General features: G+C 58.6%; 26 protein-coding genes. 3 read left to right on the top strand and 23 right to left on the bottom strand.

Going from position 1 to position 23898, the window contains the following annotated elements:
- Positions 1-11: 11 nt before the first annotated feature.
- Positions 12-2957: an MHYT domain-containing protein gene (locus ACSBPU_RS17670; RefSeq protein WP_442593137.1), complete on the bottom strand. Its 2946-nt coding sequence runs from the start codon at positions 2955-2957 to the stop codon at positions 12-14.
- Between the two features lie 180 nt (positions 2958-3137).
- The gene (locus tag ACSBPU_RS17665) at positions 3138-3728 is read right to left on the bottom strand and encodes a helix-turn-helix domain-containing protein (protein WP_442593136.1); all 591 of its coding nucleotides are present in this window, start codon (positions 3726-3728) and stop codon (positions 3138-3140) included.
- A gap of 71 nt (positions 3729-3799) precedes the next feature.
- Between ACSBPU_RS17665 and ACSBPU_RS17660 the strand changes: the two genes are divergently transcribed.
- Positions 3800-5056: a glycosyltransferase gene (locus ACSBPU_RS17660; RefSeq protein WP_442593135.1), complete on the top strand. Its 1257-nt coding sequence runs from the start codon at positions 3800-3802 to the stop codon at positions 5054-5056.
- Positions 5057-5632: 576 nt separating this feature from the next.
- Here the strand turns inward: ACSBPU_RS17660 and ACSBPU_RS17655 are convergent.
- Entirely contained in the window at positions 5633-6496 is an 864-nt protein-coding gene (locus ACSBPU_RS17655; protein WP_442593134.1) for a helix-turn-helix domain-containing protein, read from the bottom strand.
- 42 nt (positions 6497-6538) lie between these two features.
- Positions 6539-6919, bottom strand: coding sequence for a nuclear transport factor 2 family protein (locus ACSBPU_RS17650; RefSeq protein WP_442593133.1), 381 nt, complete (start codon positions 6917-6919; stop codon positions 6539-6541).
- A gap of 321 nt (positions 6920-7240) precedes the next feature.
- On the opposite strand from ACSBPU_RS17650, the gene ACSBPU_RS17645 reads away from it, so the two are divergent.
- Positions 7241-7561, top strand: a complete 321-nt coding sequence (locus ACSBPU_RS17645) for a DUF1330 domain-containing protein (RefSeq protein WP_442593132.1) — start codon at positions 7241-7243, stop codon at positions 7559-7561.
- 306 nt (positions 7562-7867) lie between these two features.
- Here ACSBPU_RS17645 and ACSBPU_RS17640 read toward each other — a convergent pair whose 3' ends face one another.
- The 14 genes from ACSBPU_RS17640 to ACSBPU_RS17575 all read right to left on the bottom strand — a co-directional run bounded on the left by ACSBPU_RS17640 (position 7868) and on the right by ACSBPU_RS17575 (position 18592).
- Entirely contained in the window at positions 7868-8161 is a 294-nt protein-coding gene (locus ACSBPU_RS17640; protein ID WP_442593131.1) for a HigA family addiction module antitoxin, read from the bottom strand.
- A complete protein-coding gene (locus ACSBPU_RS17635; RefSeq protein WP_442593130.1) occupies positions 8161-8439 on the bottom strand; it encodes a type II toxin-antitoxin system RelE/ParE family toxin in 279 nt (92 codons plus the stop codon). Before ACSBPU_RS17635 ends, ACSBPU_RS17640 begins: the two co-directional genes overlap by 1 nt.
- Positions 8440-8809: 370 nt before the next feature.
- The gene (locus ACSBPU_RS17630) at positions 8810-9526 is read right to left on the bottom strand and encodes a toll/interleukin-1 receptor domain-containing protein (protein ID WP_029076841.1); all 717 of its coding nucleotides are present in this window, start codon (positions 9524-9526) and stop codon (positions 8810-8812) included.
- A gap of 62 nt (positions 9527-9588) precedes the next feature.
- Complete coding sequence (locus tag ACSBPU_RS17625) at positions 9589-10626, bottom strand: hypothetical protein (RefSeq protein WP_139208202.1); 1038 nt, start codon at positions 10624-10626, stop codon at positions 9589-9591.
- 254 nt (positions 10627-10880) lie between these two features.
- On the bottom strand, positions 10881-12572 hold the full coding sequence (locus tag ACSBPU_RS17620; protein ID WP_029076839.1) for a hypothetical protein: 1692 nt from the start codon (positions 12570-12572) through the stop codon (positions 10881-10883).
- Entirely contained in the window at positions 12569-13147 is a 579-nt protein-coding gene (locus ACSBPU_RS17615; RefSeq protein ID WP_156912080.1) for a hypothetical protein, read from the bottom strand. The genes ACSBPU_RS17620 and ACSBPU_RS17615 overlap by 4 nt, the downstream gene beginning before the upstream one ends.
- Positions 13147-13467: a hypothetical protein gene (locus ACSBPU_RS17610; protein WP_210319217.1), complete on the bottom strand. Its 321-nt coding sequence runs from the start codon at positions 13465-13467 to the stop codon at positions 13147-13149. Before ACSBPU_RS17610 ends, ACSBPU_RS17615 begins: the two co-directional genes overlap by 1 nt.
- Before the next feature lie 196 nt (positions 13468-13663).
- The gene (locus tag ACSBPU_RS17605; RefSeq protein ID WP_001389365.1) at positions 13664-14428 is read right to left on the bottom strand and encodes an IS6-like element IS6100 family transposase; all 765 of its coding nucleotides are present in this window, start codon (positions 14426-14428) and stop codon (positions 13664-13666) included.
- A 355-nt stretch (positions 14429-14783) separates the two neighbouring features.
- Complete coding sequence (locus tag ACSBPU_RS17600; RefSeq protein ID WP_000376623.1) at positions 14784-15284, bottom strand: GNAT family N-acetyltransferase; 501 nt, start codon at positions 15282-15284, stop codon at positions 14784-14786.
- A gap of 127 nt (positions 15285-15411) precedes the next feature.
- The gene (sul1, locus tag ACSBPU_RS17595) at positions 15412-16251 is read right to left on the bottom strand and encodes a sulfonamide-resistant dihydropteroate synthase Sul1 (protein ID WP_000259031.1); all 840 of its coding nucleotides are present in this window, start codon (positions 16249-16251) and stop codon (positions 15412-15414) included.
- Positions 16245-16592: a quaternary ammonium compound efflux SMR transporter QacE delta 1 gene (locus ACSBPU_RS17590; protein ID WP_000679427.1), complete on the bottom strand. Its 348-nt coding sequence runs from the start codon at positions 16590-16592 to the stop codon at positions 16245-16247. The genes sul1 and ACSBPU_RS17590 overlap by 7 nt, the downstream gene beginning before the upstream one ends.
- Positions 16593-16755: 163 nt before the next feature.
- Entirely contained in the window at positions 16756-17547 is a 792-nt protein-coding gene (locus tag ACSBPU_RS17585; RefSeq protein WP_001206356.1) for an ANT(3'')-Ia family aminoglycoside nucleotidyltransferase AadA2, read from the bottom strand.
- Between the two features lie 69 nt (positions 17548-17616).
- On the bottom strand, positions 17617-18171 hold the full coding sequence (gene aac(6')-Ib, locus ACSBPU_RS17580; RefSeq protein WP_012695458.1) for an AAC(6')-Ib family aminoglycoside 6'-N-acetyltransferase: 555 nt from the start codon (positions 18169-18171) through the stop codon (positions 17617-17619).
- 88 nt (positions 18172-18259) lie between these two features.
- On the bottom strand, positions 18260-18592 hold the full coding sequence (locus tag ACSBPU_RS17575) for a quaternary ammonium compound efflux SMR transporter QacF (RefSeq protein ID WP_032492097.1): 333 nt from the start codon (positions 18590-18592) through the stop codon (positions 18260-18262).
- 250 nt (positions 18593-18842) lie between these two features.
- On the opposite strand from ACSBPU_RS17575, the gene intI1 reads away from it, so the two are divergent.
- A complete protein-coding gene (gene intI1, locus ACSBPU_RS17570; protein WP_000845048.1) occupies positions 18843-19856 on the top strand; it encodes a class 1 integron integrase IntI1 in 1014 nt (337 codons plus the stop codon).
- 450 nt (positions 19857-20306) lie between these two features.
- Here intI1 and ACSBPU_RS17565 read toward each other — a convergent pair whose 3' ends face one another.
- The 5 genes from ACSBPU_RS17565 to tnpB form a co-directional block, all read right to left on the bottom strand.
- Positions 20307-21071: an IS6-like element IS6100 family transposase gene (locus tag ACSBPU_RS17565; RefSeq protein ID WP_001389365.1), complete on the bottom strand. Its 765-nt coding sequence runs from the start codon at positions 21069-21071 to the stop codon at positions 20307-20309.
- A gap of 32 nt (positions 21072-21103) precedes the next feature.
- A complete protein-coding gene (locus tag ACSBPU_RS17560) occupies positions 21104-21352 on the bottom strand; it encodes a UvrD-helicase domain-containing protein (RefSeq protein ID WP_442598401.1) in 249 nt (82 codons plus the stop codon).
- Positions 21353-21400: 48 nt separating this feature from the next.
- Positions 21401-21766 carry a DUF3024 domain-containing protein gene (locus tag ACSBPU_RS17555; RefSeq protein ID WP_442593129.1) on the bottom strand — a complete coding sequence of 122 codons (366 nt, stop codon included), beginning with the start codon at positions 21764-21766 and terminating at the stop codon, positions 21401-21403.
- Positions 21766-23475 carry an IS66 family transposase gene (gene tnpC / locus ACSBPU_RS17550; protein WP_442598399.1) on the bottom strand — a complete coding sequence of 570 codons (1710 nt, stop codon included), beginning with the start codon at positions 23473-23475 and terminating at the stop codon, positions 21766-21768. Before tnpC ends, ACSBPU_RS17555 begins: the two co-directional genes overlap by 1 nt.
- 79 nt (positions 23476-23554) lie before the next feature.
- A complete protein-coding gene (gene tnpB / locus ACSBPU_RS17545) occupies positions 23555-23893 on the bottom strand; it encodes an IS66 family insertion sequence element accessory protein TnpB (RefSeq protein ID WP_442593128.1) in 339 nt (112 codons plus the stop codon).
- Between the last annotated feature and the right edge of the window lie 5 nt (positions 23894-23898).

Here is a 23898-nt window from a genome sequence, read left to right as displayed (position 1 = left end):
TTCATTGCTGTTCAATTTTCGGTAGACCGCGCCGGCAAGAGGGCGGCGGCCTCGTGCAGCAGTATCCGGGCGTGGTCGAAATCGAAGGAGTCCAACGCATTGACCAACTGAGCGCGCAATTGTGCTTCCCCTTGATTGTCCAGGTCCGCGAGAATGGGCTGGAGAGAGGCATCGTCGATCTCGTGGCGTTCGAGCTGCGCGAGCGCGCGTTCCACGAACGCCGCCATTTCATGGCGGGAAGCGGCCTGCGGCGCGGATTGGCTTTTTGGCGCGGGGGCCTGCCGCGAGGACCGTCGGTCCTGCAGTTCGAGCGATGCCATCTCAAGCATGCGCTTGAGGTGCGCGATCTTTGGACGCAGGCCGTCCACGCGTCCATTGCGCAGGGCGTCTTCCAGAATAGCCGCCTGCTGGGCAATGCCCTTCATGGAAAGATTGCCCGCGGCACCGCGTATGCCGTGCAGGCTGGCCCGAACCGCCGACCAGTCTTCCCCGGCGGGCGCCGCTTCGTCCGGCAGGGGGTGGCGCTGATCGACAGTGGCCAGAAAACCTTCCGCGGCGCTCATCAGATTCTGTTCGCTGCCCCAAAGCGCAATACCGGCTGCCCAGTCCATCTGTGCATCCGGCGAGTCCTCATCGCTTTCTGCATGAGGCGCTTCCTGGCCGGGTCCCAGGTTCAGGACCCGTGCGATTTCCGACAGCAAGCCGACGGCGTCCAGCGGCTTGATGGCAAATCCGTCCATGCCGGCCGCTCGCGCGGCACGTCGATCCGCGTCCATCACGCTCGCCGTCAGGGCGATGATGGGAGTGGCCGACAGCGCTTGCTGACGCTCAAGCTCGCGGATATGCCGCGTTGCCGTCAGGCCATCCACGCGTGGCATATGGATGTCGATCAGTGCGACGTGGTAGCGTTTCTGCTTGAATTTTTCCAGGACCTCTTCCCCGTCCCGGGCCGACGTTACGTTGTGTCCGTCTTTGAGCAGGATGAGCGTCAGCAGCTCCAGGTTTTGCTCCACATCGTCCGCGATCAGGATGTTCAAGGGCGGCAGTGCAGGTGCGCCGGCGCTGGGCGCGACGGGGTCGGGCCGGCGGCCCGCCGGCAAAGGCAGGCGGATATGGAACACACTGCCCTGGCCGGGTGCGCTGTCCACATGGATGGTGCCGCGCATCAGCTTCACGAGCTGGCGCGAGATGGTGGTGCCCAGCCCCGTGCCGCCAAAGCGCCGGCTGATCGAGACATCTGCCTGTGTGAAGGGATCGAAAATGCTTTCCACTTGTTCGGCGCTCATGCCGATGCCGGTGTCCCGGACCGCGATGTGGACCGTGCCGGCCTCATGCTTGAACTCGACGGTGACGGAGCCTTGTTCGGTGAACTTGATGGCGTTGCCGATCAGGTTGATCAGGACCTGCTGGACGCGCAAGGGGTCGCCGACGAAGTATTCCTCCATCTCGTCGGGATAGTCCAGGCTCAGCAGCAGGCCTTTCGCCGACGCGCTCAGGCTCAGCGAATTGACGATCTGGGTGGCCAGCTCCTTCATCGAAAAATCGATGCTTTCCACGTTGACCGCGGCTTTTTCCAGCTTGATGGTATCCAGGATGTTGTTGAGCAAGCCCAGCAGCGAGTGCGAGGACTTGCGCACGATATTCAGGTAGCCGCGTTGTTCGGCCGTGAGCGTGTCCTTGAGCAACAGCTCGGTGAAGCCGATGATGGAGTTCATCGGCGTGCGGATCTCGTGGCTCATATTGGCCAGGAAGGCGGTCTTGGCGGACGCCGCCTGCTTGGCACGCTCCGCCGCTTCCCTCAGGGAAGACTCCAGTTCGCGCTGCGCAGTGATGTCGGTCACGAACCCGACGAACAGGGGCGCGCCGGGCAGATTGACCTGTCCTACCGCCAGTCGCATGGGCATCAGGCTGCCGTCCTTGCGCAGGCCGGTGACCTCGCGGCCCGAACCGATGATCTTCGGCTTCCCCGAGCTCATGTAGTTGTGCAAATAGCCGTCATGCTCGGACTGATACGGTTCGGGCATGAGCATCTTGATGTTCCGGCCCATGACTTCGGATTCTTTCCAGCCGAACAGCCGTTCCGCGGATTGATTGAATGCGCGGATCAGGCCGTGATGGTCGATGGTGATGATGCCGTCGACCGCGGTGTCGACAATGGCCCGGATGCTCGATTCGCTGTCCTCCATCTTGCGGTAGAGCTGGCGGTAGCGGATAAGGGCATTGAGAGAGGTCACGAGCACCGTCAGGGTGATGGTAAAGGTCGACAGCCACAAGGACGCAAAGGTATTGTTGAGCAACACCGTGTTTTGCGCGTCTTCCGGTGTGCCGATGAAGTGCGCGGCCGCCATGCCCGTGTAGTGCATGCCCGAAATCGCGGCGCCCATCACGGTTCCGCTGAGGATGAGCCGCAGCATGGGATGCAGGCGAGCCAGGCGCAGCCCGAAGTGCACCCACAAGGCCAGGATGGCCAGGCCGATCGCCAGCACGATCGACATCGTGAACACGAACGGATCGTAGCGCAGGATGGGCGTCATCCGCATTGCGGCCATTCCGTTGTAGTGCATCGTCACTATGCCCAACCCGACCAGGACACCTCCCGCGATCAATTGCCAGCCACGCACCCCCTTGCGGGACAAGATCTGCAAGGCAATCCAGGATGCGGCCAGGCTGGGCAGCACCGACAGTATCGTCGTGGCCGGATCGTAGGTGATGGCGGCGCACAGCTCGAAGGAAAGCATGCCGATGAAATGCATGGTCCAGATGCCGCCGCCCAGTGCGATCGCGCCGGTGCCGATGGCCACCTGGCGATGCAGCATGAGATCCGAGTCGCGCGCCACCCTGGCGGTGAGCATCGACATGACGGAGCAAAATACGGCCACGAGTACCGACAGCGCTACCAGCCCGAGATTATGGCTTCCGTCGATATAGGGAAGATCCAGGGACGGATCTATGAACATCTTTCCATTTTCCCACATATGGATCGATCTCTCCAGGCGGTTAAAAGAAGGGGCGAGCCGCGGTCGCCCGCTTCCAGACAGCTAACGGCATCGGGCGCCTCGAATTTAGGTTCGGGGCGCGACTGCCGGCTTGAAGAAGGCCGAGCGGATCCCGAGGCGGTCGGCCTCGATGGCGCAGCCTCACGCTGCGCCATCGATGAAGAGATCAACCACCATGTCGAACTCCCGGCGCAGATCAAGCCGCGGCTCGGTGAGCCAGCGCATCAGGGCGCCAAGATACAGATAATGGAAATAGGTTCCAAGCTGCCGGGCCGGACGGGCGGAGCGCAGTTCTCCGCGTTCCTGCGCTGAGGCGATCAGCATCGCCCAGACGGGAAGGAGGCCTTTGTCTTCCCCAGCCGCCGCGCCGGGGTCGAAGGTCGCGAACTTGTAACGTATGTAGGGCAGCAAGTAATCGGCATGTTGCTCGCACCACTGTGCGGACCCATGAAGCAAGCGCAAAACGCTGTCGCGAAAGCCGGCCTGGTGATCAATGCGGAAATCCCGTTGCGCGAGATCCATCGCCAGTTTTTCTTCCAGCAGACGCTCGAGCAGCGTCTCTTTAACCGGAAAGTATTTGTACAAGGTGCGTTTGGAAACGGCGGCCTGGCCGGCGATCTGTTCCATGGTCACACCCGCATAGCCTTTCGACTCAAACAGGTTTCGAGCAACCTCCTGGATGTGCGCGGGAATCTCTGCGCGGCGACGAGGCCGTGGGGAGCGGTCTGGCATGCTTCGGTAATAAGGGTGGGCAAGGAACGATATGATAAAGTATACGACGTTTACTTAATTGTAGAGTGCCCATGAAACTCGTTGTCCTGACTTATGGCACGGAAGGGGATACACGCCCACTGGTCGCATTGAGCCGCGCCTCGGCCAAGGCGGGGCACCAGGTTTTCTTGCTGGGGGAGGCCCAGTCGCTGGGCTTGGCGCAGCGACTGGGGATTCCGGCTGCGCCCTTGGCGCGGGATATCCGTGCGCTATTCGCTAGGTGGAGCCGGTCTGGAGCCCGAGGCACAGCCAAGGCGCTCGTGGAGCTGACCAATGCGAACGCTGCGGCGTGGATGGCGCAAACGCTGGCGGTATCCGAGGGTTGCGACGCAATCGTGTCATCGGGGCTGGCTGGCTTTGTCGGGCTTTCGGTCGCAGAGCGCCTGGGTGTCCCGGCAATCGGGGCCGGCATGATCCCGCTGACGCCATCAAGAGAACTCCCTTCACCCTTTCTGCCACCGGCCTGGATTCCCGCCCGGCTCAACCGAGCCAGTATGGAGCTTACCAACCAGCTGCTCTGGCGAGGACTTAGGAAAGCGCTCAACCGCGCCAGGGCCGAAGTGCTCGGCTTGCCGCCCAGGACAGCGCTTTGGACCAATCATCCTATGCTGTACGGTATCTCGCCAACCCTATTGCCGCAGCCCAAGGACTGGCCGGCCAATGCGGTAATGTGTGGCCAATGGGTGCCGTCGCTCGATACCGATTTCGTCCCGTCACCGGAATTGGCCCGGTTCCTTGCCGCCGGTCCGGCGCCGGTCTACATAGGCTTTGGCAGCATGGCCGGCGTCGATCTGCCGCACATGCTCGAAATCGTCATCAAGGCACTGGGCCCCCGCCGTGCCGTGGTCTGGCCGGGCTGGAGCGACCTCGGAAGGGTGGCGCTTCCGGAAAACCTGCTTCGCATCGATGCCACGCCGCATGACTGGCTATTTCCCAGAATGGCCGCCGTGATCCACCACGGAGGCTCGGGAACCTCGCACTCGGCTGCGGGCGCGGGCGTTCCATCCATCGTCATGCCATTTGCAGGAGACCAGCCCTTCTGGGCGGACCGACTGCACCGGCTGGGCGTGGCGCCACCTCCGCTGCATCCCGGTCGCTTGAATACGGCGGCTCTCGCGGATGCTCTTGCGTTCGTGGAGAGGCCATCCGTCATCGCTCGCGCCGCCGCCGTAGGGCAGGCCATGTCTCGCGAAGACGGCCTGTCTACAGGCGTGATGATGATCGAAAGGCTTGCTGCGGCTGTCTCGAACCAGTGTTACCCGTTAGCTCTTGAATCTGGACCTATGTGATTGAACATACCACGCCAAGACGCTTGCGCTGCAAAGGGTGGATAAGGCCATAGGCAGGAGAAACGCTACATCTTCAAACAGCATGCTTGAAATAAGCTGGTTTGGCATGAATACAAGCGCCACCAGGGCTGTTGCAAAGAACATTGCAACCACTATGCAGGCAACAAGAATAATAAGTTTGTAAAGGCTGGGCTCGTGTACGGCTGCTTGGTTCATTGTCTTCCTCTTTTTGGTTTGGTTTTTTGTTGCCAGTTGATCATGCTGCCGGATACTGCGCAAATGATCGCTTGCGAAAACTCGTTATGTATTTTTCAGCAGCGTAGGGGATACCAATTGGCGGGTCAAGTCTAAATGGCACTGCCCTAAGCATTCTGGTGGGATTTTTGCTTACCGAACACGGTCAGCTCGTCGTACTCGCAATCTGGGGTCAGACCCCGTACGGGGTCTGACCCCAGATCTCAGTACGGGGTCTGACCCCATCTCAGGTTATCGACCCTAAGCGGAAGTAGGCTCGGGAGGCAGTGCAAGCTGACACGGCCACTGCAGATTTACGACCTTCGGGTACGCCCGTCTCCTTCATGCTGGTTCCGACATCGCTGCGCGCTCACGGAACCAGCGGGCCGTGGGCTCGTCAGCCGGAAAGAACGATTCGATCCGCAACTCGTGCACCGTCACGTCGTGCGGAGTGCCCATGGTGGCAATTGAAGTGAACAAGTTCAGCGCGACACCATCCTTGCGAATCTGCATCGGTAGGAAGGGCAGCGCGCGCGCATCGAGGTTGGCCAAGCGGGTCGTCTCGCTGATCCCTGGCAATGCGGCCAATTCACCGAGCAAGTTCGCGGCCTCGCTCCCGAGGCCGTCGCTCATCGCTTCACGCTGGATCCAATGCAGCAGGTCAGCGCAGACATCTTCCCAGTTCTGCAGGTGCTTGCGAACACCGTTCGGATCGAGCATCAGTTTCAGCACATTGACGCCCTCGCTTGGCAGGGGGGCGCCGTTCGGCATCTCGAGCAGCCAGCGCATCATCATTGCCGCCGGCGCATTGGCCATTACAAGATTCCATAGCCGATCGACCACCAGCGCCGGATACGGGGCTTGCTGGGCCAGCATGAAGTCCAATGCCTGCTTCACTGCGGCCAGTTCCGGATCGGACAAGCGGCGTTCCCGGTAGGCCGGCGCATAGCCGGCCGCCAGCAGCATCACGTTGCGCTCGCGCAGCGGGATGTCGAGGACGATTCCAAGTTTCAGAACCATCTCGCGGCTCGCCCGCGAGCGGCCGCTTTCAAGGAAGCTGATGTGTCGTTGCGAGATACCGCTCTCGCTCGACAGCCGAAGCTGGGTATAGCCACGCTTGTCGCGCCAGTAGCGCAGTGCCGTAGCGAAATCGGCAAAGTAGCGGCTGTCGCGCTCACTCTGCCGGACATGCTCTTGTTGTTCCATGCTGTCTCCATGCTGAATAGCTGCCACACGACACGTCCGGCTTCAGGAAGGCATCTTGTCAAGGAAACCCGTGATCCGTTCGATGCGTCCGTCCGGCGCTACAACGGCAATATCGGTGCCAGCCGCCAGGTGTTCGGCATCGTCTGCACCAAGGGACCACGAAAAGCGAATGACGTCATGATGTCCATCCGGCGTTCCGGACACGTGAAAGCGTAAGCCGGCAAATTGCGCTTGGGCGGCACTGATCATCGCATCGAGGCCATCGTGCCCAGCCGCCTGCATGCCCGGGTCGAGGTAACTGGCCTGCGCCGTAAATGTCTGTTCGATTAGCGTGCGGCGGCGTGCCGGATTGTTTTCGTTCCAAATGCCAACATATTGTGCGGCAATTTGGGCCGGGATGCTTGGACGGGTATTTTCGGTCATGGGAATCTCCTTGGAAAAATGGTTGGGTTGTTGCGGACAAGCTTGTCGAATGCAACAGCGTGATTCTGCTGCAGCGTGCGGTCCCGGTCGATTACATGCAAGGTAATGGCGCTGTTTCGCGCTTGACGTAGAAACCGGCAGGACCGGCAACGGGTATCCTCGGTCGCTTGCGCGATTGGAAATATGCCAGCGGATGGCACACGACGCGATTACCTCCGACGTCATCGACGCACAGGATCACCCGGTCGACAATGGCATGACATCGCCGCAACACATTGCATGGTTGCGCACCTATCAACGCCGTCATTTCAGGAGTCATTCATGCCAGCTTATGCCGTCGCCATCATTTCCGAAACGCGCCTGAACGACGAGATCCGCGCCTATCTCGAGCAAATCGACTCGACACTCCAGCCGTTCGCAGGCCGGTTCATCATCCACGGCGGGCCGTATCTTTCGTTGGAGGACGAGCCGACGGCAGACCTGATCGTCGTCGAGTTTCCCGATCTGGAGCGTGCGTCGCGCTGGTATGATTCACCGGCCTACCAAGCGATAAAACCATTAAGGACGGCAAACAGCGTTGGGACAGTGTTTCTCGTCCAAGGTGTGCCGGCAGGCCACCGCGCTATGGACATTCTTGCTTGAGCGGGTGCACCAACATCGGTTGAATCCGCAACCGGTAGTGGCCATTCCATGAACGATTAACGTACCGGCTTGACCTCGATAAGCCATTCGGGCTGCATGGCATCAAAATCGTAGCGAATATTGGGTGAAAGAAAACTGGCTGAGTTCGATACGAACGATTGACCATTCTCCCGCTTGAATACGACCCAATGCTAGAAGCTGTTGTCATTTTCTTGATAATGCTTGATGGGCAGTAATGCGAAGCAGGGGGAGGGATCCTACTAGCTTAGGTACAGTGCGTCCCTCGTGAAGATTGCAGACCCCATGTTAGGTGATGGCAAATTGCAATTCGTCGACATTTTGCAAATCGACATGTTGGCGGGCGAGCCACAAGTCGTGAGCGTCCTGCATGGCCAGCCAGCTTTCTGGGCTACGTCCGAGCGCTTTGGAGAGGCGAAGCGCCATTTCAGGCGTAATGCGAGACGCACCGCTGAGTACTCGGCTTAGTGTGGAGGCCGCTACACCAAGCGCTTTGGCAAGCTCGCGCCCACTGATATTGTTGGGCTCGAGGTAGATGCCGGATATAAATTCGCCGGGATGGGGTGGGTTGTGCATGTTCATCAATGATAGTCCTCGTAATCCAGGACAAAGGCATTTCCGTTTTCAAATTCAAAGGTGATGCGCCAGCTTCCGTTGACGGTAATTGACCAGCGGTTTTTCATTGCGCCTTTGAGAGGGTGGAGCCTGAATCCTGGGATATCCATGTCTTCGATAGCTTGAGCGGTATCGAGGGCGGACAGTTGCAGGCGAAGGCGTTTGGCGTGGCTTGCCTGGACGCCGGCTGCGCTGCCAGTCTCGAATAAACGACGAAGGCCCTTGTGCCGAAAACTCTTGATCATGGCCTGATTGTAGCGTGTTGCGCATCGCGAATCAATAAAATGAAGGCTTGGGGAGACGGTATGCCGCTAGCGAGGAATTTCAAGAGCTACCAGATGGCGAGTCTTGGCGAAGAGCCATAAAAAAAGCCTGATGGCTCATTGAGCGATCAGGCTTTTGAATTCTTTGGCGGGCCGAAGCCGACGAAACGGAGAACTACACCTACGCTATAGCCCTCTAAATTGAAGCAAGAACGAATGGCTAAAATGGGGTGCGAAGCGGAGTAGCGGGTTCCAGCGGACATTCCATGAAACCCGCCTTTCAGGCACAATCGCGATCTGGTGGCACCTAGTCCCGAGTTCGGACGCTCAACCCGCTTATCACCCGATTTTCCTAAGCCGCGACCAACTCGGCAATCTTAGCCGCAACTGCCGCCATAGATTCTTCGGCAGTGTTCAACCCAGCCCGAGACGCTAGTAGAAGGCTGACCTTCTCAAGTTCCTCGTACGTCGTTCCGTGTACAACTGGCACGAGCCGCTCACGTCGAAGAAGCGCTGAAAGCTCTTTGTCCGCGACACCTTCTGCCGGTAGGCGACGCAACATGGCCGGCGTAACCAGCACGATACCTACGCGAGAGTTCACCAAGCCCTTGTCAATCGCCCGCATCATTGGCACCCCAAGGCCGAGGTCCTTTTCGCTAAACCACACGCGAACACCGCGCGCTTCGAGAAGGTCATGAAGGTCTTTCGCGGCCCCCTGTCGGTCATCCCACGCGTGGCACAGGAAAACGTCTCGGAGATCAGGCTGCGAAACTGCGAGGCTTTCGACAGATTCACGGACAGGAGTAAGTGTCCTCACTTCTTCAGTCGTGTACCACACCCCGGAACTCGATGGGGACCAGCGCGGCTTTGAGCTGCGCTGCCCCGAACTGCCACCGCCCCGGTTAACCGACGAAGAAGGGGTGGGAGATGGCCGATAGCTACTATAATCACTGTAACTGCCGTAGCTGCCATACCCCCCCGAGCGACCATAACGCCCTCCGCATGCGGGGCAGTCGGCTGCCGCCGCCGCCGAGCGGTGTCCCCTTACTGGTGCAGTACATCTAGCCATATGCTCTCCCCCTCCTGCTCATCCACTGTTCTGTCGGAACGTTGAAGTTGTTTTCCAGCAAGTCAGCGGCCGCTACGTTTTGACCGGTAGCCACTCCGCCGCCGCCGTAGGCCGCGTTCAAAGAGCTTATCGTGCAACAGTGATACAAGCCTATCTTGCCATCCATCAGTATGCACTACGCGATCAAAGTGTGCGTCCTGATCGCGGAGAAGATCGAGCCGCGACCGTTGCGATGCTTCATTCCAATCTTGATACAGCAAATAGACCGCGTTGCCGTATCTAAGGTTCTCGAACACGACTAAATCGTCAGCAAACTGTGCTCCGAAATATGAGCCGAAGCCGCCCTGACCGCGTATGTAGGCCCTCGGCTCGAAACCCTCGAACAGTCGCACCCGCTCGCGAACATGCTTCTCAAAGTCGGCGGCGTTCGTCGGATCGGCCGATCCCAACAAGCGAGCAACAACTTCGTCAGCGTTGCCCGGCGGGAAAATTTGCCAGTCCAGCGCGACGGTTGAAATGTATTCTTCGCGCGTCGCGTCGCTCGCGAACACGCCCGTGACGCCCGTATTCTCTTGCAGGACGTTGATCGCCCAAAGCAGCATTAAGTCGAACTCGGCTGCGCTTCGGCTAAGCATGGGCGCGAGAGCAAATTTGACTACCACCTGCTCGCCGCCTCTATCTTCAAGTACACTCGCTTCGATGGTCATGCCCTGCGGTTCAAAAATTTGGTGCTGGTAAACGTCTTTTGTCCAAGAACGCATTGTCCAGCCGTTGCGCGCGCCGTCCCCGAAGTTGGGTGACTCGAAGGTCCATGTCTTCTGGACCATCGGCCAATCCTCACGCTTACGGTCCCAGCCATAAGCGTTCCGCTCAGACCACTTTCCTGCATCGGCAGGGGGGTGGGTTGGACCAACGGCGATGATGAAGGAGCCGTCTATGCTTAATCCAGCGTGACTATACTGCCCCGCTTCAATATCTTCACGTTTGATTTTCTTTGTCGCAGCGACAGCGATGAAGTCGCCGTCAATGTCATTAAGTGCGCTCTGCACAAACGGCGGAATTATAAGGTAATTTCTTTTCCATGGAAAACGCTTTGCCATTGTTCAGCCCCCCGCTGCGACGAAGAGCGTACGGGGCCGAGAATGATCAAGCAAGAACCGAAATGGAAGTATTCCAAGTAGAGGTGACAATCAGTGGTAGTTTTGTCGGGAATGGAGTGGGAAGCTGCCGTGTGCCGCTACCAGAATATCGGGTCATAGCTTAGAATCGGCGGCTTTCTAAAATAGTCGCACGTGACCTAAAGCATGACATTGCCGCGCGCATTCAACGTTTGGATGGACTTCGCCCCTGCCATTTACGTCTGCGGCTTGGAGCCTAGAATTTTGAACGCGGAAAGATCAGCCCCGAAAGCCTTTCTGAAACTGTCATTTGCCCAGCCTCTGAAAGACTGTTCATCGTAATTGTCAGACATCCAGCTAAAATCACAATTGAACGGCCCATCGCGCAAAATCCATTGCTCGGTTAATTCATAGAGCGCCATCGTGCCATAAAAGCGATTGAAGGTTTCCATCACAGCCTTTTCAGAGCGGTCGGGCCATTTTCGGGGGTATACCCCGTCCTTGTCGGCCTTGTCGCTAAACAGCGACAAGTGGCGCAACCATACTTGTCGGAAATCCACCTCGCTCGGATGACCTGCCATATATGCCCCCGGCCAGCAGAAAAAGTGCGGATGTTCGTACTTGTCTTTACACATCGAAATGTAGTGCGAAAGAAAGACTCTGATATTCAGGTTCTCAGGGTTGAATTTGAATGTCCGGTGCTCCTCCATAAGCCGCTGAACAAGCGGATATTCCTCCGCCCATCGCACTACCTCTTCCAAAGCTGCCATTGGATGGTCGTAATGGCGCGCTTTACAAAGCTCGCTTGAAACCTCAACATATTCCTCTAAAGATAATTTCTTTATCGCGGATTTCAAATTCGGTGCGTCTTTGATCGCGAAGCAAAATTCGGCAAACCGTATTCCTACATCGACGTGGTGGATCAAGTTTTCCAAATGGCCGAAATCAAACGGGAGCCCGCGCGTAGGATTGATCGCGAGATCGCACACCAAAAGGAAAAGCGGGACAATCGGGTCGGAAAGAGAAGAGGGCCATTCCGTTTCCGTATGCTTCAGGAAGCTTTCAAAAGCCTCAACGTATATGCCTGAGAGATAGCCCTCGGTTCGCCACTCCTCGCAGGTCAACGGCTCGTCCCGCGCGCGATTAAGAAAATCAAGCTGAATGAAACGTGCCTGCCCTTCGTAAATCGCGTGAAGTCCAACATAAGGAAGATGCACGTTTGAGTTTTTTACAAACCCCTCATGGCCTTCTGTATGTAAGCGAAGAGTTTCTTCGCTGAGGCGCTCTAGGCTTGGCAAAAATTGGAATTCTGGATCGATAGCACCTGAAACCAAGCCGATAAGCTGTCCGTAAACGATGCTATACATATATCCAATGTCTTCGAAATGATTATCTTTAATCATCCATTGTATTGCCTGCCTTGGGCGAAGAGCGTATGATTTATAGTAGAATATATCGAGCGCATTATTTACAGCAAAGTTTGCTGGAGCGAGCTTTTCCTGAGCCTCCCATCCTTCGTCCAGCAACACCTCATCGGTATATCGTTTCAGCGATTTGATCGGGCCAAACCTTTTCAGGCATTCCCGAAGCTCGTCCATTGTCGAATGTAGCTGCGAGAAATAGCTCAGGCTCAGCAGCAGTCCTGACGTCGAGCCCACATGCTGCCACCAGTGTATGGTCTCGTGAATGTAGGTCGAGTAAGCCTGTATCGCTTCCCAAGGGATGGGACCGTCGCCGTATGCGTTTACCTCAAGCTTATCCACCAGCTCATGATTTTTCGGGCTGAGGCGCAGCACGAAGCGCGTGGTCTCATATGAACCGTGCGCACGCAGCGTCGCGGCGAATGTCAAAGGCACCTCATAGTGGTCCGCTTGTGGATCAAGCAGGTCGTGACGCAGCTCAGAAAACTTACGGCCGCCATCTGTCATAGCGTATCGCTCGACGAGGTTTCGCAAGCCTTGGCAAGGTCTTGCCGATAAGGCGTGGCTATCTGAGACGGCGCATTCGCTATGTAGATTTTGGCTTTTGAGAGAGCTGAGCCTTCCAGCTTTGCGAGGTGGACGGTTAATTCGTCCAGGGTTGGAATCGAACCCCTATTTCCCTTCATTCCCGGCAGCAGCGCGGTCCATACAACTGCCTGCACTCCATTCGCTGTTGCCCACTCGGCTATAGCATCGCTCGATAGATATTCTTTTTGAGTATCGTTAGGCCAACGGCCGATTGAACTTTCATAGGGCACGCCCTCCCTTACCCTGAGCGCCTCAACGGCTTGAGCGACGGTCTCCACATTCAACTCGGCCCACAGCGTGGGAACGCGATGATCGCTTTCAACTATGACGAGTGTGATATGATCTGCGGAGGATTGCCGAGCAAACTCCACCGGAAGGCTAGGCCCGTTAGAATGCCAATCGCCAATTATAGGCAAATCACGCGGCTCCCATATGAGCGAACCCCAGCCGATACAGGCGATTTTAGGTGCTGAGTTGGTTTTGATGTTGCCCATCAGACGACTGCCATCCACCGAGTGGCGGGGATAGCACAGGTCGCGCCGTCATAGACAAACGCGACACTATACCGCGCGCGTGTTGATGCAACATACATCTTCGCCACCGACTTAGCTACATGAGTGAGGTCTCCGGTTTTCAGCCATTTCTTAGCAAGTCCGTGCGGGTAGATCATGACGCGGTCGAACGTGAGCCCTTTCGATTCTCCAAAATTCATGACTCCGGGAAGCTCGCAGTTCGTTGCTGCGGAGTAGCGTAGAGCCTGCGGCGCGAACTGATGCATGTAGGCGTCCACGTCGGCACTTTTGACGAGGAACACGCCGTCGTGTCCTGTGATCGTGCCATTGAGTGATTTCGTTTTCGGCTCGTTCGGGAAGAAGCTGTCGCCAAGATTAGCAAGCGCCTGATTGCAGCGGTAAGTTTCGCTCTCGTAGTCAATCGAGACTAGTCCTGCCTTCTTCGGCTCTGTTGCAAAGATTGGCGGCAGTCAGAGGTAGGCTGTCGCTCTGCGCCGATCAGGCGGCTGCTGCGAAATGGTGGTTGAGCATGCCCATGGCCTCCGTCAGCGCCGAGGGCCCAATGCCAAAAGCTCTCTCCACAAGGCGCACCTCGCCCCTGATGCCGGGCTGCAGGCACCAGGGGCGAGCCTGTCCTTTGCGCAGGGCTCGCATGACTTCGAATCCCTTGATCGTGGCATAGGCCGTGGGGATCGATTTGAAACCGCGCACCGGCTTGATCAGTATCTTGAGCTTTCCGTGATCGGCCTCGATCACGTTATTGAGATACTTCACCTGCCGGTGGGCCGTCTCCCGGTCCAGCTTTCCTTCGCGCTTCAATTCGGTGATCGCTGCACCATAGCTCGGCGCTTTGTCGGTATTGAGCGTGGCAGGCTTTTCCCAGTGCTTCAGGCCTCGCAGGGCCTTGCCCAGGAACCGCTTCGCTGCCTTGGCGCTGCGGGTCGGCGACAGGTAGAAATCGATCGTGTCGCCCCGCTTGTCGACTGCCCGGTACAGGTAGGTCCACTTGCCCCGCACCTTGACGTAGGTTTCATCCAGGCGCCAGCTCGGATCAAAGCCACGCCGCCAGAACCAGCGCAGCCGCTTCTCCATCTCCGGGGCGTAGCACTGGACCCAGCGATAGATCGTCGTATGGTCGACCGAAATGCCGCGTTCCGCCAGCATTTCCTCAAGGTCGCGATAGCTGATCGGATAGCGACAATACCAGCGCACCGCCCACAGGATCACATCACCCTGGAAATGGCGCCACTTGAAATCCGTCATCGTTCCGTCCGTCCAATCTCCGCCAAGCATGCTCAAGCTTCACGATTTTTGCAACAGAGCCTGAGAGAACTATCTTCGGCCTTCACACGCACGAAAGGCGGCGAAGCTCCGCCGTTAATCCGTCCGCCGGAGATCTCGCCCAGGCAGGCTGAAGGCCGAGCAAGCCTGACAGGCCCGAAAAGCCCGGCACGGGCGTCGGCGGCGATGACGGCGGCGGCATTATCCAGGGTTGATGATGGAAGTGGAGGATATCGACAACCTCTCGCGCAACCAAGACATCGCGGTCGGACTGCAAGTGATCTTGAAGCCACGGGCCCGTCCCACCCCGACATGGACCTCGATGCCCGAACGGACGTTAGATTTCGAGTTCTAGGCGTTCTGCGATGAAGGTTGGATCCCAGCCGGGATTGAAAGTGTCGACGTGGGTGAATCCGAGCCGCTCGTATAGGCCACGCAGGTTCGGGTGGCAGTCGAGCCGCAGCTTGGCGCACCCCTGCGTTCGCGCGGCATGGCGGCAAGCCTCGATCAGCGCGGAGCTGACACCCCGGCCCGCATGTGTCCGTCGCACCGCGAGCTTGTGCAGATATGCGGCCTCCCCCTTGAGGGCGTCGGGCCAGAACTCGGGATCCTCGGCCGACAAGGTGCAACAGCCGACGATGCCGTCGCTGCAACTCGCGACTAGGAGCTCGGATCTCAGGACGAAGGTCTCCGCGAATGTCCGGTCGATCCGCGCGACGTCCCAGGCGGGCGTTCCCTTGGCGGACATCCACGCCGCAGCGTCGTGCATCAGCCGCACAACCTCGTCGATATCACCCGAGCAGGCGACCCGAACGTTCGGAGGCTCCTCGCTGTCCATTCGCTCCCCTGGCGCGGTATGAACCGCCGCCTCATAGTGCAGTTTGATCCTGACGAGCCCAGCATGTCTGCGCCCACCTTCGCGGAACCTGACCAGGGTCCGCTAGCGGGCGGCCGGAAGGTGAATGCTAGGCATGATCTAACCCTCGGTCTCTGGCGTCGCGACTGCGAAATTTCGCGAGGGTTTCCGAGAAGGTGATTGCGCTTCGCAGATCTCCAGGCGCGTGGGTGCGGACGTAGTCAGCGCCATTGCCGATCGCGTGAAGTTCCGCCGCAAGGCTCGCTGGACCCAGATCCTTTACAGGAAGGCCAACGGTGGCGCCCAAGAAGGATTTCCGCGACACCGAGACCAATAGCGGAAGCCCCAACGCCGACTTCAGCTTTTGAAGGTTCGACAGCACGTGCAGCGATGTTTCCGGTGCGGGGCTCAAGAAAAATCCCATCCCCGGATCGAGGATGAGCCGGTCGGCAGCGACCCCGCTCCGTCGCAAGGCGGAAACCCGCGCCTCGAAGAACCGCACAATCTCGTCGAGCGCGTCTTCGGGTCGAAGGTGACCGGTGCGGGTGGCGATGCCATCCCGCTGCGCTGAGTGCATAACCACCAGCCTGCAGTCCGCCTCAGCAATATCGGGATAGAGCGCAGGGTCAGGAAATCCTTGGATATCGTTCAGGTAGCCCACGCCGCGCTTGAGCGCATAGCGCTGGGTTTCCGGTTGGAAGCTGTCGATTGAAACACGGTGCATCTGATCGGACAGGGCGTCTAAGAGCGGCGCAATACGTCTGATCTCATCGGCCGGCGATACAGGCCTCGCGTCCGGATGGCTGGCGGCCGGTCCGACATCCACGACGTCTGATCCGACTCGCAGCATTTCGATCGCCGCGGTGACAGCGCCGGCGGGGTCTAGCCGCCGGCTCTCATCGAAGAAGGAGTCCTCGGTGAGATTCAGAATGCCGAACACCGTCACCATGGCGTCGGCCTCCGCAGCGACTTCCACGATGGGGATCGGGCGAGCAAAAAGGCAGCAATTATGAGCCCCATACCTACAAAGCCCCACGCATCAAGCTTTTGCCCATGAAGCAACCAGGCAATGGCTGTAATTATGACGACGCCGAGTCCCGACCAGACTGCATAAGCAACACCGACAGGGATGGATTTCAGAACCAGAGAAAGAAAATAAAATGCGATGCCATAACCGATTATGACAACGGCGGAAGGGGCAAGCTTAGTAAAGCCCTCGCTAGATTTTAATGCGGATGTTGCGATTACTTCGCCAACTATTGCGATAACAAGAAAAAGCCAGCCTTTCATGATATATCTCCCAATTTGTGTAGGGCTTATTATGCACGCTTAAAAATAATAAAAGCAGACTTGACCTGATAGTTTGGCTGTGAGCAATTATGTGCTTAGTGCATCTAACGCCGGAGTTAAGCCGCCGCGCGTAGCGCGGTCGGCTTGAACGAATTGTTAGACATCATTTACCAACTGACTTGATGATCTCGCCTTTCACAAAGCGAATAAATTCTTCCAAGTGATCTGCGCGTGAGGCCAAGTGATCTTCTTTTTGTCCCAGATAAGCTTGCTTAGCTTCAAGTAAGACGGGCTGATACTGGGCAGGTAGGCGTTTTATTGCCCAGTCGGCAGCGACATCCTTCGGCGCGATTTTGCCGGTTATTGCGCTGTACCAAATGCGGGACAACGTAAGCACTACATTTCGCTCATCGCCGGCCCAGTCGGGCTGCGAGTTCCATAGCTTCAAGGTTTCCCTCAGCGCCTCGAATAGATCCTGTTCAGGAACCGGGTCAAAGAATTCCTCCGCTGCCGGACCTACCAAGGCAACGCTATGTTCTCTTGCTTTTGTAAGCAGGATAGCTAGATCAATGTCGATCATGGCTGGCTCGAAGATACCCGCAAGAATGTCATTGCGCTGCCATTCTCCAAATTGCAGCTCGCGCTTAGCCGGATAACGCCACGGGATGATGTCGTCATGCACGACAAGGGTGACTTCTATAGCGCGGAGCGTCTCGCTCTCGCCAGGGAAAGCCGAAGCCTCCATAAGATCATTGAGCAATGCTCGCCGCGTCGTTTCATCAAGCTTTACGGCCACAGTAACCAACAAATCAATATCGCTGTATGGCTTCAGGCCGCCATCCACTGCGGAGCCGTACAAATGCACGGCCAGCAACGTTGATTCCAGATGGCGCTCAATGACGCTTAGCACCTCTGATAGTTGGTTCGAAATTTCGATGGTCACCGCTTCCCTCATGATGTCTAACGTTTGACATGAGGGGCGGCCAAGGGCGCCAGCCCTTGGACGTCCCCCTCGATGGAAGGGTTAGGCATCACTGCGTGTTCGCTCGAATGCCTGGCGTGTTTGAACCATGTACACGGCTGGACCATCTGGGGTGGTTACGGTACCTTGCCTCTCAAACCCCGCTTTCTCGTAGCATCGGATCGCTCGCAAGTTGCTCGGCGACGGGTCCGTTTGGATCTTGGTGACCTCGGGATCATTGAACAGCAACTCAACCAGAGCTCGAACCAGCTTGGTTCCCAAGCCTTTGCCCAGTTGTGATGCATTCGCCAGTGACTGGTCTATTCCGCGTACTCCTGGATCGGTTTCTTCTTCCCACCATCCGTCCCCGCTTCCAAGAGCAACGTACGACTGGGCATACCCAATCGGCTCTCCATTCAGCATTGCAATGTATGGAGTGACGGACTCTTGCGCTAAAACGCTTGGCAAGTACTGTTCCTGTACGTCAGCAAGTGTCGGGCGTGCTTCTTCTCCGCCCCACCACTCGACGATATGAGATCGATTTAGCCACTCATAGAGCATCGCAAGGTCATGCTCAGTCATGAGGCGCAGTGTGACGGAATCGGTGCTGTTGGTCACGATGCTGTACTTTGTGATGCCTAACGCCTGAATTAAGCCGCGCCGCGAAGCGGCGTCGGCTTGAATGAATTGTTAGATGCCAACCCGGTCAATGTGCGCTGACCTTGGATAGCAGGTTTAGAACGGCGACGCCACTGACGATAAGTCCTATGCCAATGAACGCCCAGAAGTCTAGTTTTTGGCCATGGAAAATCCAAGCAATAGCTGCCACAAGCACGATGCCAAGCCCAGCCCATACAGCGTAAGCAATACCGACCGGAATGGACTTGAGCGCGAGAGACAAGAAATAGAACGCAAGCCCGTAGCCAGCCACAACTACAACGGAAGGAACTAACCTAGTGAATCCATGGCTAGACTTCAGTGCGGAAGTTGCGATGACCTCGCCAAAGATTGCAACAGCCAGAAATATCCAGTTCTTCACGCGCAATCTCCTCTACGGTATGAAGGAGAAATTGTAGTGGCTATGAGTTGCCAAAAACAGTCTTGCGGCTATCGATTTTCTGTGAGCATACGCAACGCCAAATCTGGCATCTAACTTTGTTTTAGGGCGACTGCCCTGCTGCGTAACATCGTTGCTGCTCCATAACATCAAACATCGACCCACGGCGTAACGCGCTTGCTGCTTGGATGCCCGAGGCATAGACTGTACAAAAAAACAGTCATAACAAGCCATGAAAACCGCCACTGCGCCGTTACCACCGCTGCGTTCGGTCAAGGTTCTGGACCAGTTGCGTGAGCGCATACGCTACTTGCATTACAGCTTACGAACCGAACAGGCTTATGTCCACTGGGTTCGTGCCTTCATCCGTTTCCACGGTGTGCGTCACCCGGCAACCTTGGGCAGCAGCGAAGTCGAGGCATTTCTGTCCTGGCTGGCGAACGAGCGCAAGGTTTCGGTCTCCACGCATCGTCAGGCATTGGCGGCCTTGCTGTTCTTCTACGGCAAGGTGCTGTGCACGGATCTGCCCTGGCTTCAGGAGATCGGAAGACCTCGGCCGTCGCGGCGCTTGCCGGTGGTGCTGACCCCGGATGAAGTGGTTCGCATCCTCGGTTTTCTGGAAGGCGAGCATCGTTTGTTCGCCCAGCTTCTGTATGGAACGGGCATGCGGATCAGTGAGGGTTTGCAACTGCGGGTCAAGGATCTGGATTTCGATCACGGCACGATCATCGTGCGGGAGGGCAAGGGCTCCAAGGATCGGGCCTTGATGTTACCCGAGAGCTTGGCACCCAGCCTGCGCGAGCAGCTGTCGCGTGCACGGGCATGGTGGCTGAAGGACCAGGCCGAGGGCCGCAGCGGCGTTGCGCTTCCCGACGCCCTTGAGCGGAAGTATCCGCGCGCCGGGCATTCCTGGCCGTGGTTCTGGGTTTTTGCGCAGCACACGCATTCGACCGATCCACGGAGCGGTGTCGTGCGTCGCCATCACATGTATGACCAGACCTTTCAGCGCGCCTTCAAACGTGCCGTAGAACAAGCAGGCATCACGAAGCCCGCCACACCGCACACCCTCCGCCACTCGTTCGCGACGGCCTTGCTCCGCAGCGGTTACGACATTCGAACCGTGCAGGATCTGCTCGGCCATTCCGACGTCTCTACGACGATGATTTACACGCATGTGCTGAAAGTTGGCGGTGCCGGAGTGCGCTCACCGCTTGATGCGCTGCCGCCCCTCACTAGTGAGAGGTAGGGCAGCGCAAGTCAATCCTGGCGGATTCACTACCCCTGCGCGAAGGCCATCGGTGCCGCATCGAACGGCCGGTTGCGGAAAGTCCTCCCTGCGTCCGCTGATGGCCGGCAGCAGCCCGTCGTTGCCTGATGGATCCAACCCCTCCGCTGCTATAGTGCAGTCGGCTTCTGACGTTCAGTGCAGCCGTCTTCTGAAAACGACAGTAAGCGTCGCATAAGTCCTAAGTTTTGCGACACGCCCTGCATGTCATTTTCAGAAGACGACTGCACCAGTTGATTGGGCGTAATGGCTGTTGTGCAGCCAGCTCCTGACAGTTCAATATCAGAAGTGATCTGCACCAATCTCGACTATGCTCAATACTCGTGTGCACCAAAGCGAGGTGAGCATGGCGACGGAGGCTCTGTTGCAAAGATTGGCGGCAGTCAGAGGTAGGCTGTCGCTCTGCGCCGATCAGGCGGCTGCTGCGAAATGGTGGTTGAGCATGCCCATGGCCTCCGTCAGCGCCGAGGGCCCAATGCCAAAAGCTCTCTCCACAAGGCGCACCTCGCCCCTGATGCCGGGCTGCAGGCACCAGGGGCGAGCCTGTCCTTTGCGCAGGGCTCGCATGACTTCGAATCCCTTGATCGTGGCATAGGCCGTGGGGATCGATTTGAAACCGCGCACCGGCTTGATCAGTATCTTGAGCTTTCCGTGATCGGCCTCGATCACGTTATTGAGATACTTCACCTGCCGGTGGGCCGTCTCCCGGTCCAGCTTTCCTTCGCGCTTCAATTCGGTGATCGCTGCACCATAGCTCGGCGCTTTGTCGGTATTGAGCGTGGCAGGCTTTTCCCAGTGCTTCAGGCCTCGCAGGGCCTTGCCCAGGAACCGCTTCGCTGCCTTGGCGCTGCGGGTCGGCGACAGGTAGAAATCGATCGTGTCGCCCCGCTTGTCGACTGCCCGGTACAGGTAGGTCCACTTGCCCCGCACCTTGACGTAGGTTTCATCCAGGCGCCAGCTCGGATCAAAGCCACGCCGCCAGAACCAGCGCAGCCGCTTCTCCATCTCCGGGGCGTAGCACTGGACCCAGCGATAGATCGTCGTATGGTCGACCGAAATGCCGCGTTCCGCCAGCATTTCCTCAAGGTCGCGATAGCTGATCGGATAGCGACAATACCAGCGCACCGCCCACAGGATCACATCACCCTGGAAATGGCGCCACTTGAAATCCGTCATCGTTCCGTCCGTCCAATCTCCGCCAAGCATGCTCAAGCTTCACGATTTTTGCAACAGAGCCCCTTCTTCCATGCTTCGAACTTATTGATGATAGCCGGGCCTCGGAAAGCCTTGTTCTTCGGAGCATTGTTGGTGGCAAAGGTGGCTTGGCGGTGATCGCCGACGAACGTCACCCTGACGTTCGACCTGAGCATCAGCTCCAGCAAATCTAGGTCGTAGCCCGCCATGTCCTGAATTTCGTCGATGATGATATGGGCAAACCGCTGCCGCAACCTTCGCATCACCGAACCGCCGGATTTGGGTAGCCATCCGGTGAGGACCGCGGCGAGCTAAAGCGGCTGCAGGATCTCGTCGGTCTCGATTTGCTTGAGGGCCTGGGCCAGCGTCTTGCCACGGTAAAGGCGAATCCAGGATCCGGTATGGCGACGCCATTGGATGTCGAAACGGTCGGGACCAGTCCAATCCAGACGGACGAAGGCGGCATCGAACTCTGCTCCCAGACTGTCGCTTGAGCCAGAGCGATATCGCTGGATGAAGCGATAGCGGGCACCGTGCCATTTGCCCTGGATATCGACCGGGTAGTTAAACTCGGTGGCGCGCACGACGCGAAGAAATCTCGGCTTCAGTACGTCGTCAATGAACTGTTGGCAGGCTGCGGTGATGAGCGCCTTTTCTTGCGGAAGGGGACCGTCCATCAGACCGCTGCCGTGACCAGGCTGACGCCCTTGGGACGCCAGTTCCACGGCAACAGCTCATCGAGGCGACTGGCCGGCAGATCGTTGATGCGGGCCAGGACGTCGGCGAACCAGGCCTGGGGGTCGACGTCGTTGAGCTTGCAGCTGACGATGAAGCTGTACATGGCCGCGGCCCGTTGCCCGCCCCGGTCCGAGCCGCAGAACAGCCAGGCCTTACGACCCAGAGCGACGCCCCTGAGGGCGCGTTCGGCGGCGTTGTTCGACAGGCAGACCCGGCCGTCCTCGAGGAAACGCGTGAAGGAGGGCCAGCGCCGCGTGAGATAGTTGACGGCCTTGACGATGTCGTGGTCGCGGGTGAGCTGGGCGCGCGTCTCCTGCAGCCAGACTTCGAGCTCGGCGATAATCGGCGCGCTCTTCGCCTGGCGGACAGCCAGACGTTCCAGCGGCGACTTGCCGTTGATCTCGCGTTCGATGGCGAACAGGGCGTCAATCAAACGCACCGCTTCCAGGGCCTTGGGATAGACGGCCTGGGGCTTCTCGCCGCGCGCCTTTTTACGCGCGGCGGCCTCGAGATCGGCCAGAATGAAGAACTTTCGTCGGGCGTGCGCCCAACAGCCCGCCTCCAGGATAGGGCCGGGCGGCCGCCCCTGCTTGTAGAGCTCGTTGTAGCCGCCATAGGCGTCGGCCTGCAGCACGCCGCTCCAGTTCTTGAGGTGGCCCTGGGGGTGAAGGCCTTTGCGGTCGCGCGAATAGTAGAAAAGCGCGATCCGCGGCCCCGTCCCGCCAAACGGCGCGTCGTCCAGCACATAGGTCCAGAGCCGACCGATGTCGGTCTTGCCCTTGGCCAGAATCGGCACGGTCGTGTCGTCGGCATGCAACCGCTCGGCGGCGAAGCCATGGATCTCGAGGCGGTGGAACAGCGGCGCCATCAATGCGGTGACGCCGCCGACCTGATCGGCCAGGGTGGACAGGCTCAGCGGCACGCCTTCGCGGGCGTAGCGCTCGGCCTGGCGGTTCAGCGGCTGATGCTGGCCGAACTTCTCGAACATGATCATGGCCAGAAGGTTCGGTCCGCCCCAACCCCGCGGCAGGACATGGAAGGGCGCCGGGGCCTGGGCCATGGTCTCGCAGTCGCGGCAGGAAAACTTCTCCCGCACGGTCTGGATCACCTTCCACTGGCGCGGGATCACTTCCAGCGTCTCGGTCACGTCCTCGCCCAGCTTCGACAGGCGCGACCCGCCGCAGCAGGCGCAGGCCGTGGGCGCCTCGATCACGACCCGCTCGCGCGGCAGGTGTTCCGGGAAGGGTTGGCGGGAAGGCTTCTTGCGCTCGAACCCCTTCACCGTCGTGGTCGCGCGGGCGACGGCTTTCTCGGCCGCCAGTTCGTCCTCGGTCGCCGAAGCTTCCAGTTCCTCCAGCTGCAGCTCGAGCTGGTCCAGCAGCCGGCTGCTGCGCTCTGACGTGACGCCGAAGCGTTCACGCTTCAGCTTGGCGATCTGCAGTTGCAGGTGGGCGATCAGCGCCTGGTCCTCGGCGCGGTCGGCCTTGGCGGCCGCCGCCTCGGCGACGGCCAGGGCGGCTTTCTCTTCCGCTCGGGTCGCTTTCTCTTCCGCTCGGACAGCCCCTGCCTCAGCCTGGTCGGCCCGCAGCTCGGCCGCCGCCAGCGCCCTTTTCAGCGCTGCGACGTCGTCCGGAACGGGGGCGGCCATGACTTCCATGGCGAGAATTGAATCATAATTTGCGTCGCTTGTGGCGCCCCAAAATGCAGTCTCGCCAATCTTTTTTCACTCAGCCGGCGCTCGTCGGACGCCAGCTATGCTGGGGATTTCGCCAGTCGATCCCTTCGAGCAAATAGCCGAGCTGGCCCATCGTCAGCGACACGGCCCCGCCCTCGGTCGCCGGCCAGATGAAACGCCCTCGCTCCAGCCGCTTGGCGTAGAGCGACAGGCCGATGCCGTCGTGCCAGACGATCTTCACCAGGCCACCGCCACGCCCCCTGAAGACGTAGAGATCTCCGCCATGAGGATCGCGCTTGAGGTGCTCCTGAACGAGCAAGGTCAGGCCCTGCATGCCTTTGCGCATGTCCGTATGGCCGGTGGCGAGCCATACCCGCACGCCAGATCGCATCGGGA

It is taken from the genome of Parapusillimonas sp. JC17, assembly GCF_052180245.1.
Lineage (GTDB): Bacteria > Pseudomonadota > Gammaproteobacteria > Burkholderiales > Burkholderiaceae_B > Parapusillimonas.
The sequence above is the reverse complement of the archived record's forward strand: the minus strand, read 5'-3'. Positions and strand labels throughout refer to the sequence as shown.

Excerpts from the sequence above, each read along its gene's own strand:
- sul1 (WP_000259031.1), bottom strand. The coding sequence starts at position 16,251 with ATGGTGACGGTGTTCGGCATTCTGAATCTCACCGAGGACTCCTTCTTC.
- ACSBPU_RS17600 (WP_000376623.1), bottom strand. The coding sequence starts at position 15,284 with ATGGACAGCGAGGAGCCTCCGAACGTTCGGGTCGCCTGCTCGGGTGAT.
- ACSBPU_RS17640 (WP_442593131.1), bottom strand. The coding sequence starts at position 8,161 with ATGAACATGCACAACCCACCCCATCCCGGCGAATTTATATCCGGCATC.
- ACSBPU_RS17590 (WP_000679427.1), bottom strand. The coding sequence starts at position 16,592 with ATGAAAGGCTGGCTTTTTCTTGTTATCGCAATAGTTGGCGAAGTAATC.
- ACSBPU_RS17565 (WP_001389365.1), bottom strand. The coding sequence starts at position 21,071 with ATGACGGATTTCAAGTGGCGCCATTTCCAGGGTGATGTGATCCTGTGG.
- ACSBPU_RS17665 (WP_442593136.1), bottom strand. The coding sequence starts at position 3,728 with ATGCCAGACCGCTCCCCACGGCCTCGTCGCCGCGCAGAGATTCCCGCG.
- ACSBPU_RS17620 (WP_029076839.1), bottom strand. The coding sequence starts at position 12,572 with ATGACAGATGGCGGCCGTAAGTTTTCTGAGCTGCGTCACGACCTGCTT.
- ACSBPU_RS17605 (WP_001389365.1), bottom strand. The coding sequence starts at position 14,428 with ATGACGGATTTCAAGTGGCGCCATTTCCAGGGTGATGTGATCCTGTGG.
- tnpB (WP_442593128.1), bottom strand. The coding sequence starts at position 23,893 with ATGCGATCTGGCGTGCGGGTATGGCTCGCCACCGGCCATACGGACATG.
- ACSBPU_RS17630 (WP_029076841.1), bottom strand. The coding sequence starts at position 9,526 with ATGGCTAGATGTACTGCACCAGTAAGGGGACACCGCTCGGCGGCGGCG.
- ACSBPU_RS17555 (WP_442593129.1), bottom strand. The coding sequence starts at position 21,766 with ATGGACGGTCCCCTTCCGCAAGAAAAGGCGCTCATCACCGCAGCCTGC.
- ACSBPU_RS17645 (WP_442593132.1), top strand. The coding sequence starts at position 7,241 with ATGCCAGCTTATGCCGTCGCCATCATTTCCGAAACGCGCCTGAACGAC.
- ACSBPU_RS17655 (WP_442593134.1), bottom strand. The coding sequence starts at position 6,496 with ATGGAACAACAAGAGCATGTCCGGCAGAGTGAGCGCGACAGCCGCTAC.
- tnpC (WP_442598399.1), bottom strand. The coding sequence starts at position 23,475 with ATGGCCGCCCCCGTTCCGGACGACGTCGCAGCGCTGAAAAGGGCGCTG.
- ACSBPU_RS17650 (WP_442593133.1), bottom strand. The coding sequence starts at position 6,919 with ATGACCGAAAATACCCGTCCAAGCATCCCGGCCCAAATTGCCGCACAA.
- ACSBPU_RS17615 (WP_156912080.1), bottom strand. The coding sequence starts at position 13,147 with ATGGGCAACATCAAAACCAACTCAGCACCTAAAATCGCCTGTATCGGC.
- ACSBPU_RS17585 (WP_001206356.1), bottom strand. The coding sequence starts at position 17,547 with ATGAGGGAAGCGGTGACCATCGAAATTTCGAACCAACTATCAGAGGTG.
- ACSBPU_RS17560 (WP_442598401.1), bottom strand. The coding sequence starts at position 21,352 with ATGCGAAGGTTGCGGCAGCGGTTTGCCCATATCATCATCGACGAAATT.
- ACSBPU_RS17660 (WP_442593135.1), top strand. The coding sequence starts at position 3,800 with ATGAAACTCGTTGTCCTGACTTATGGCACGGAAGGGGATACACGCCCA.
- ACSBPU_RS17670 (WP_442593137.1), bottom strand. The coding sequence starts at position 2,957 with ATGTTCATAGATCCGTCCCTGGATCTTCCCTATATCGACGGAAGCCAT.
- ACSBPU_RS17635 (WP_442593130.1), bottom strand. The coding sequence starts at position 8,439 with ATGATCAAGAGTTTTCGGCACAAGGGCCTTCGTCGTTTATTCGAGACT.
- intI1 (WP_000845048.1), top strand. The coding sequence starts at position 18,843 with ATGAAAACCGCCACTGCGCCGTTACCACCGCTGCGTTCGGTCAAGGTT.
- ACSBPU_RS17625 (WP_139208202.1), bottom strand. The coding sequence starts at position 10,626 with ATGGCAAAGCGTTTTCCATGGAAAAGAAATTACCTTATAATTCCGCCG.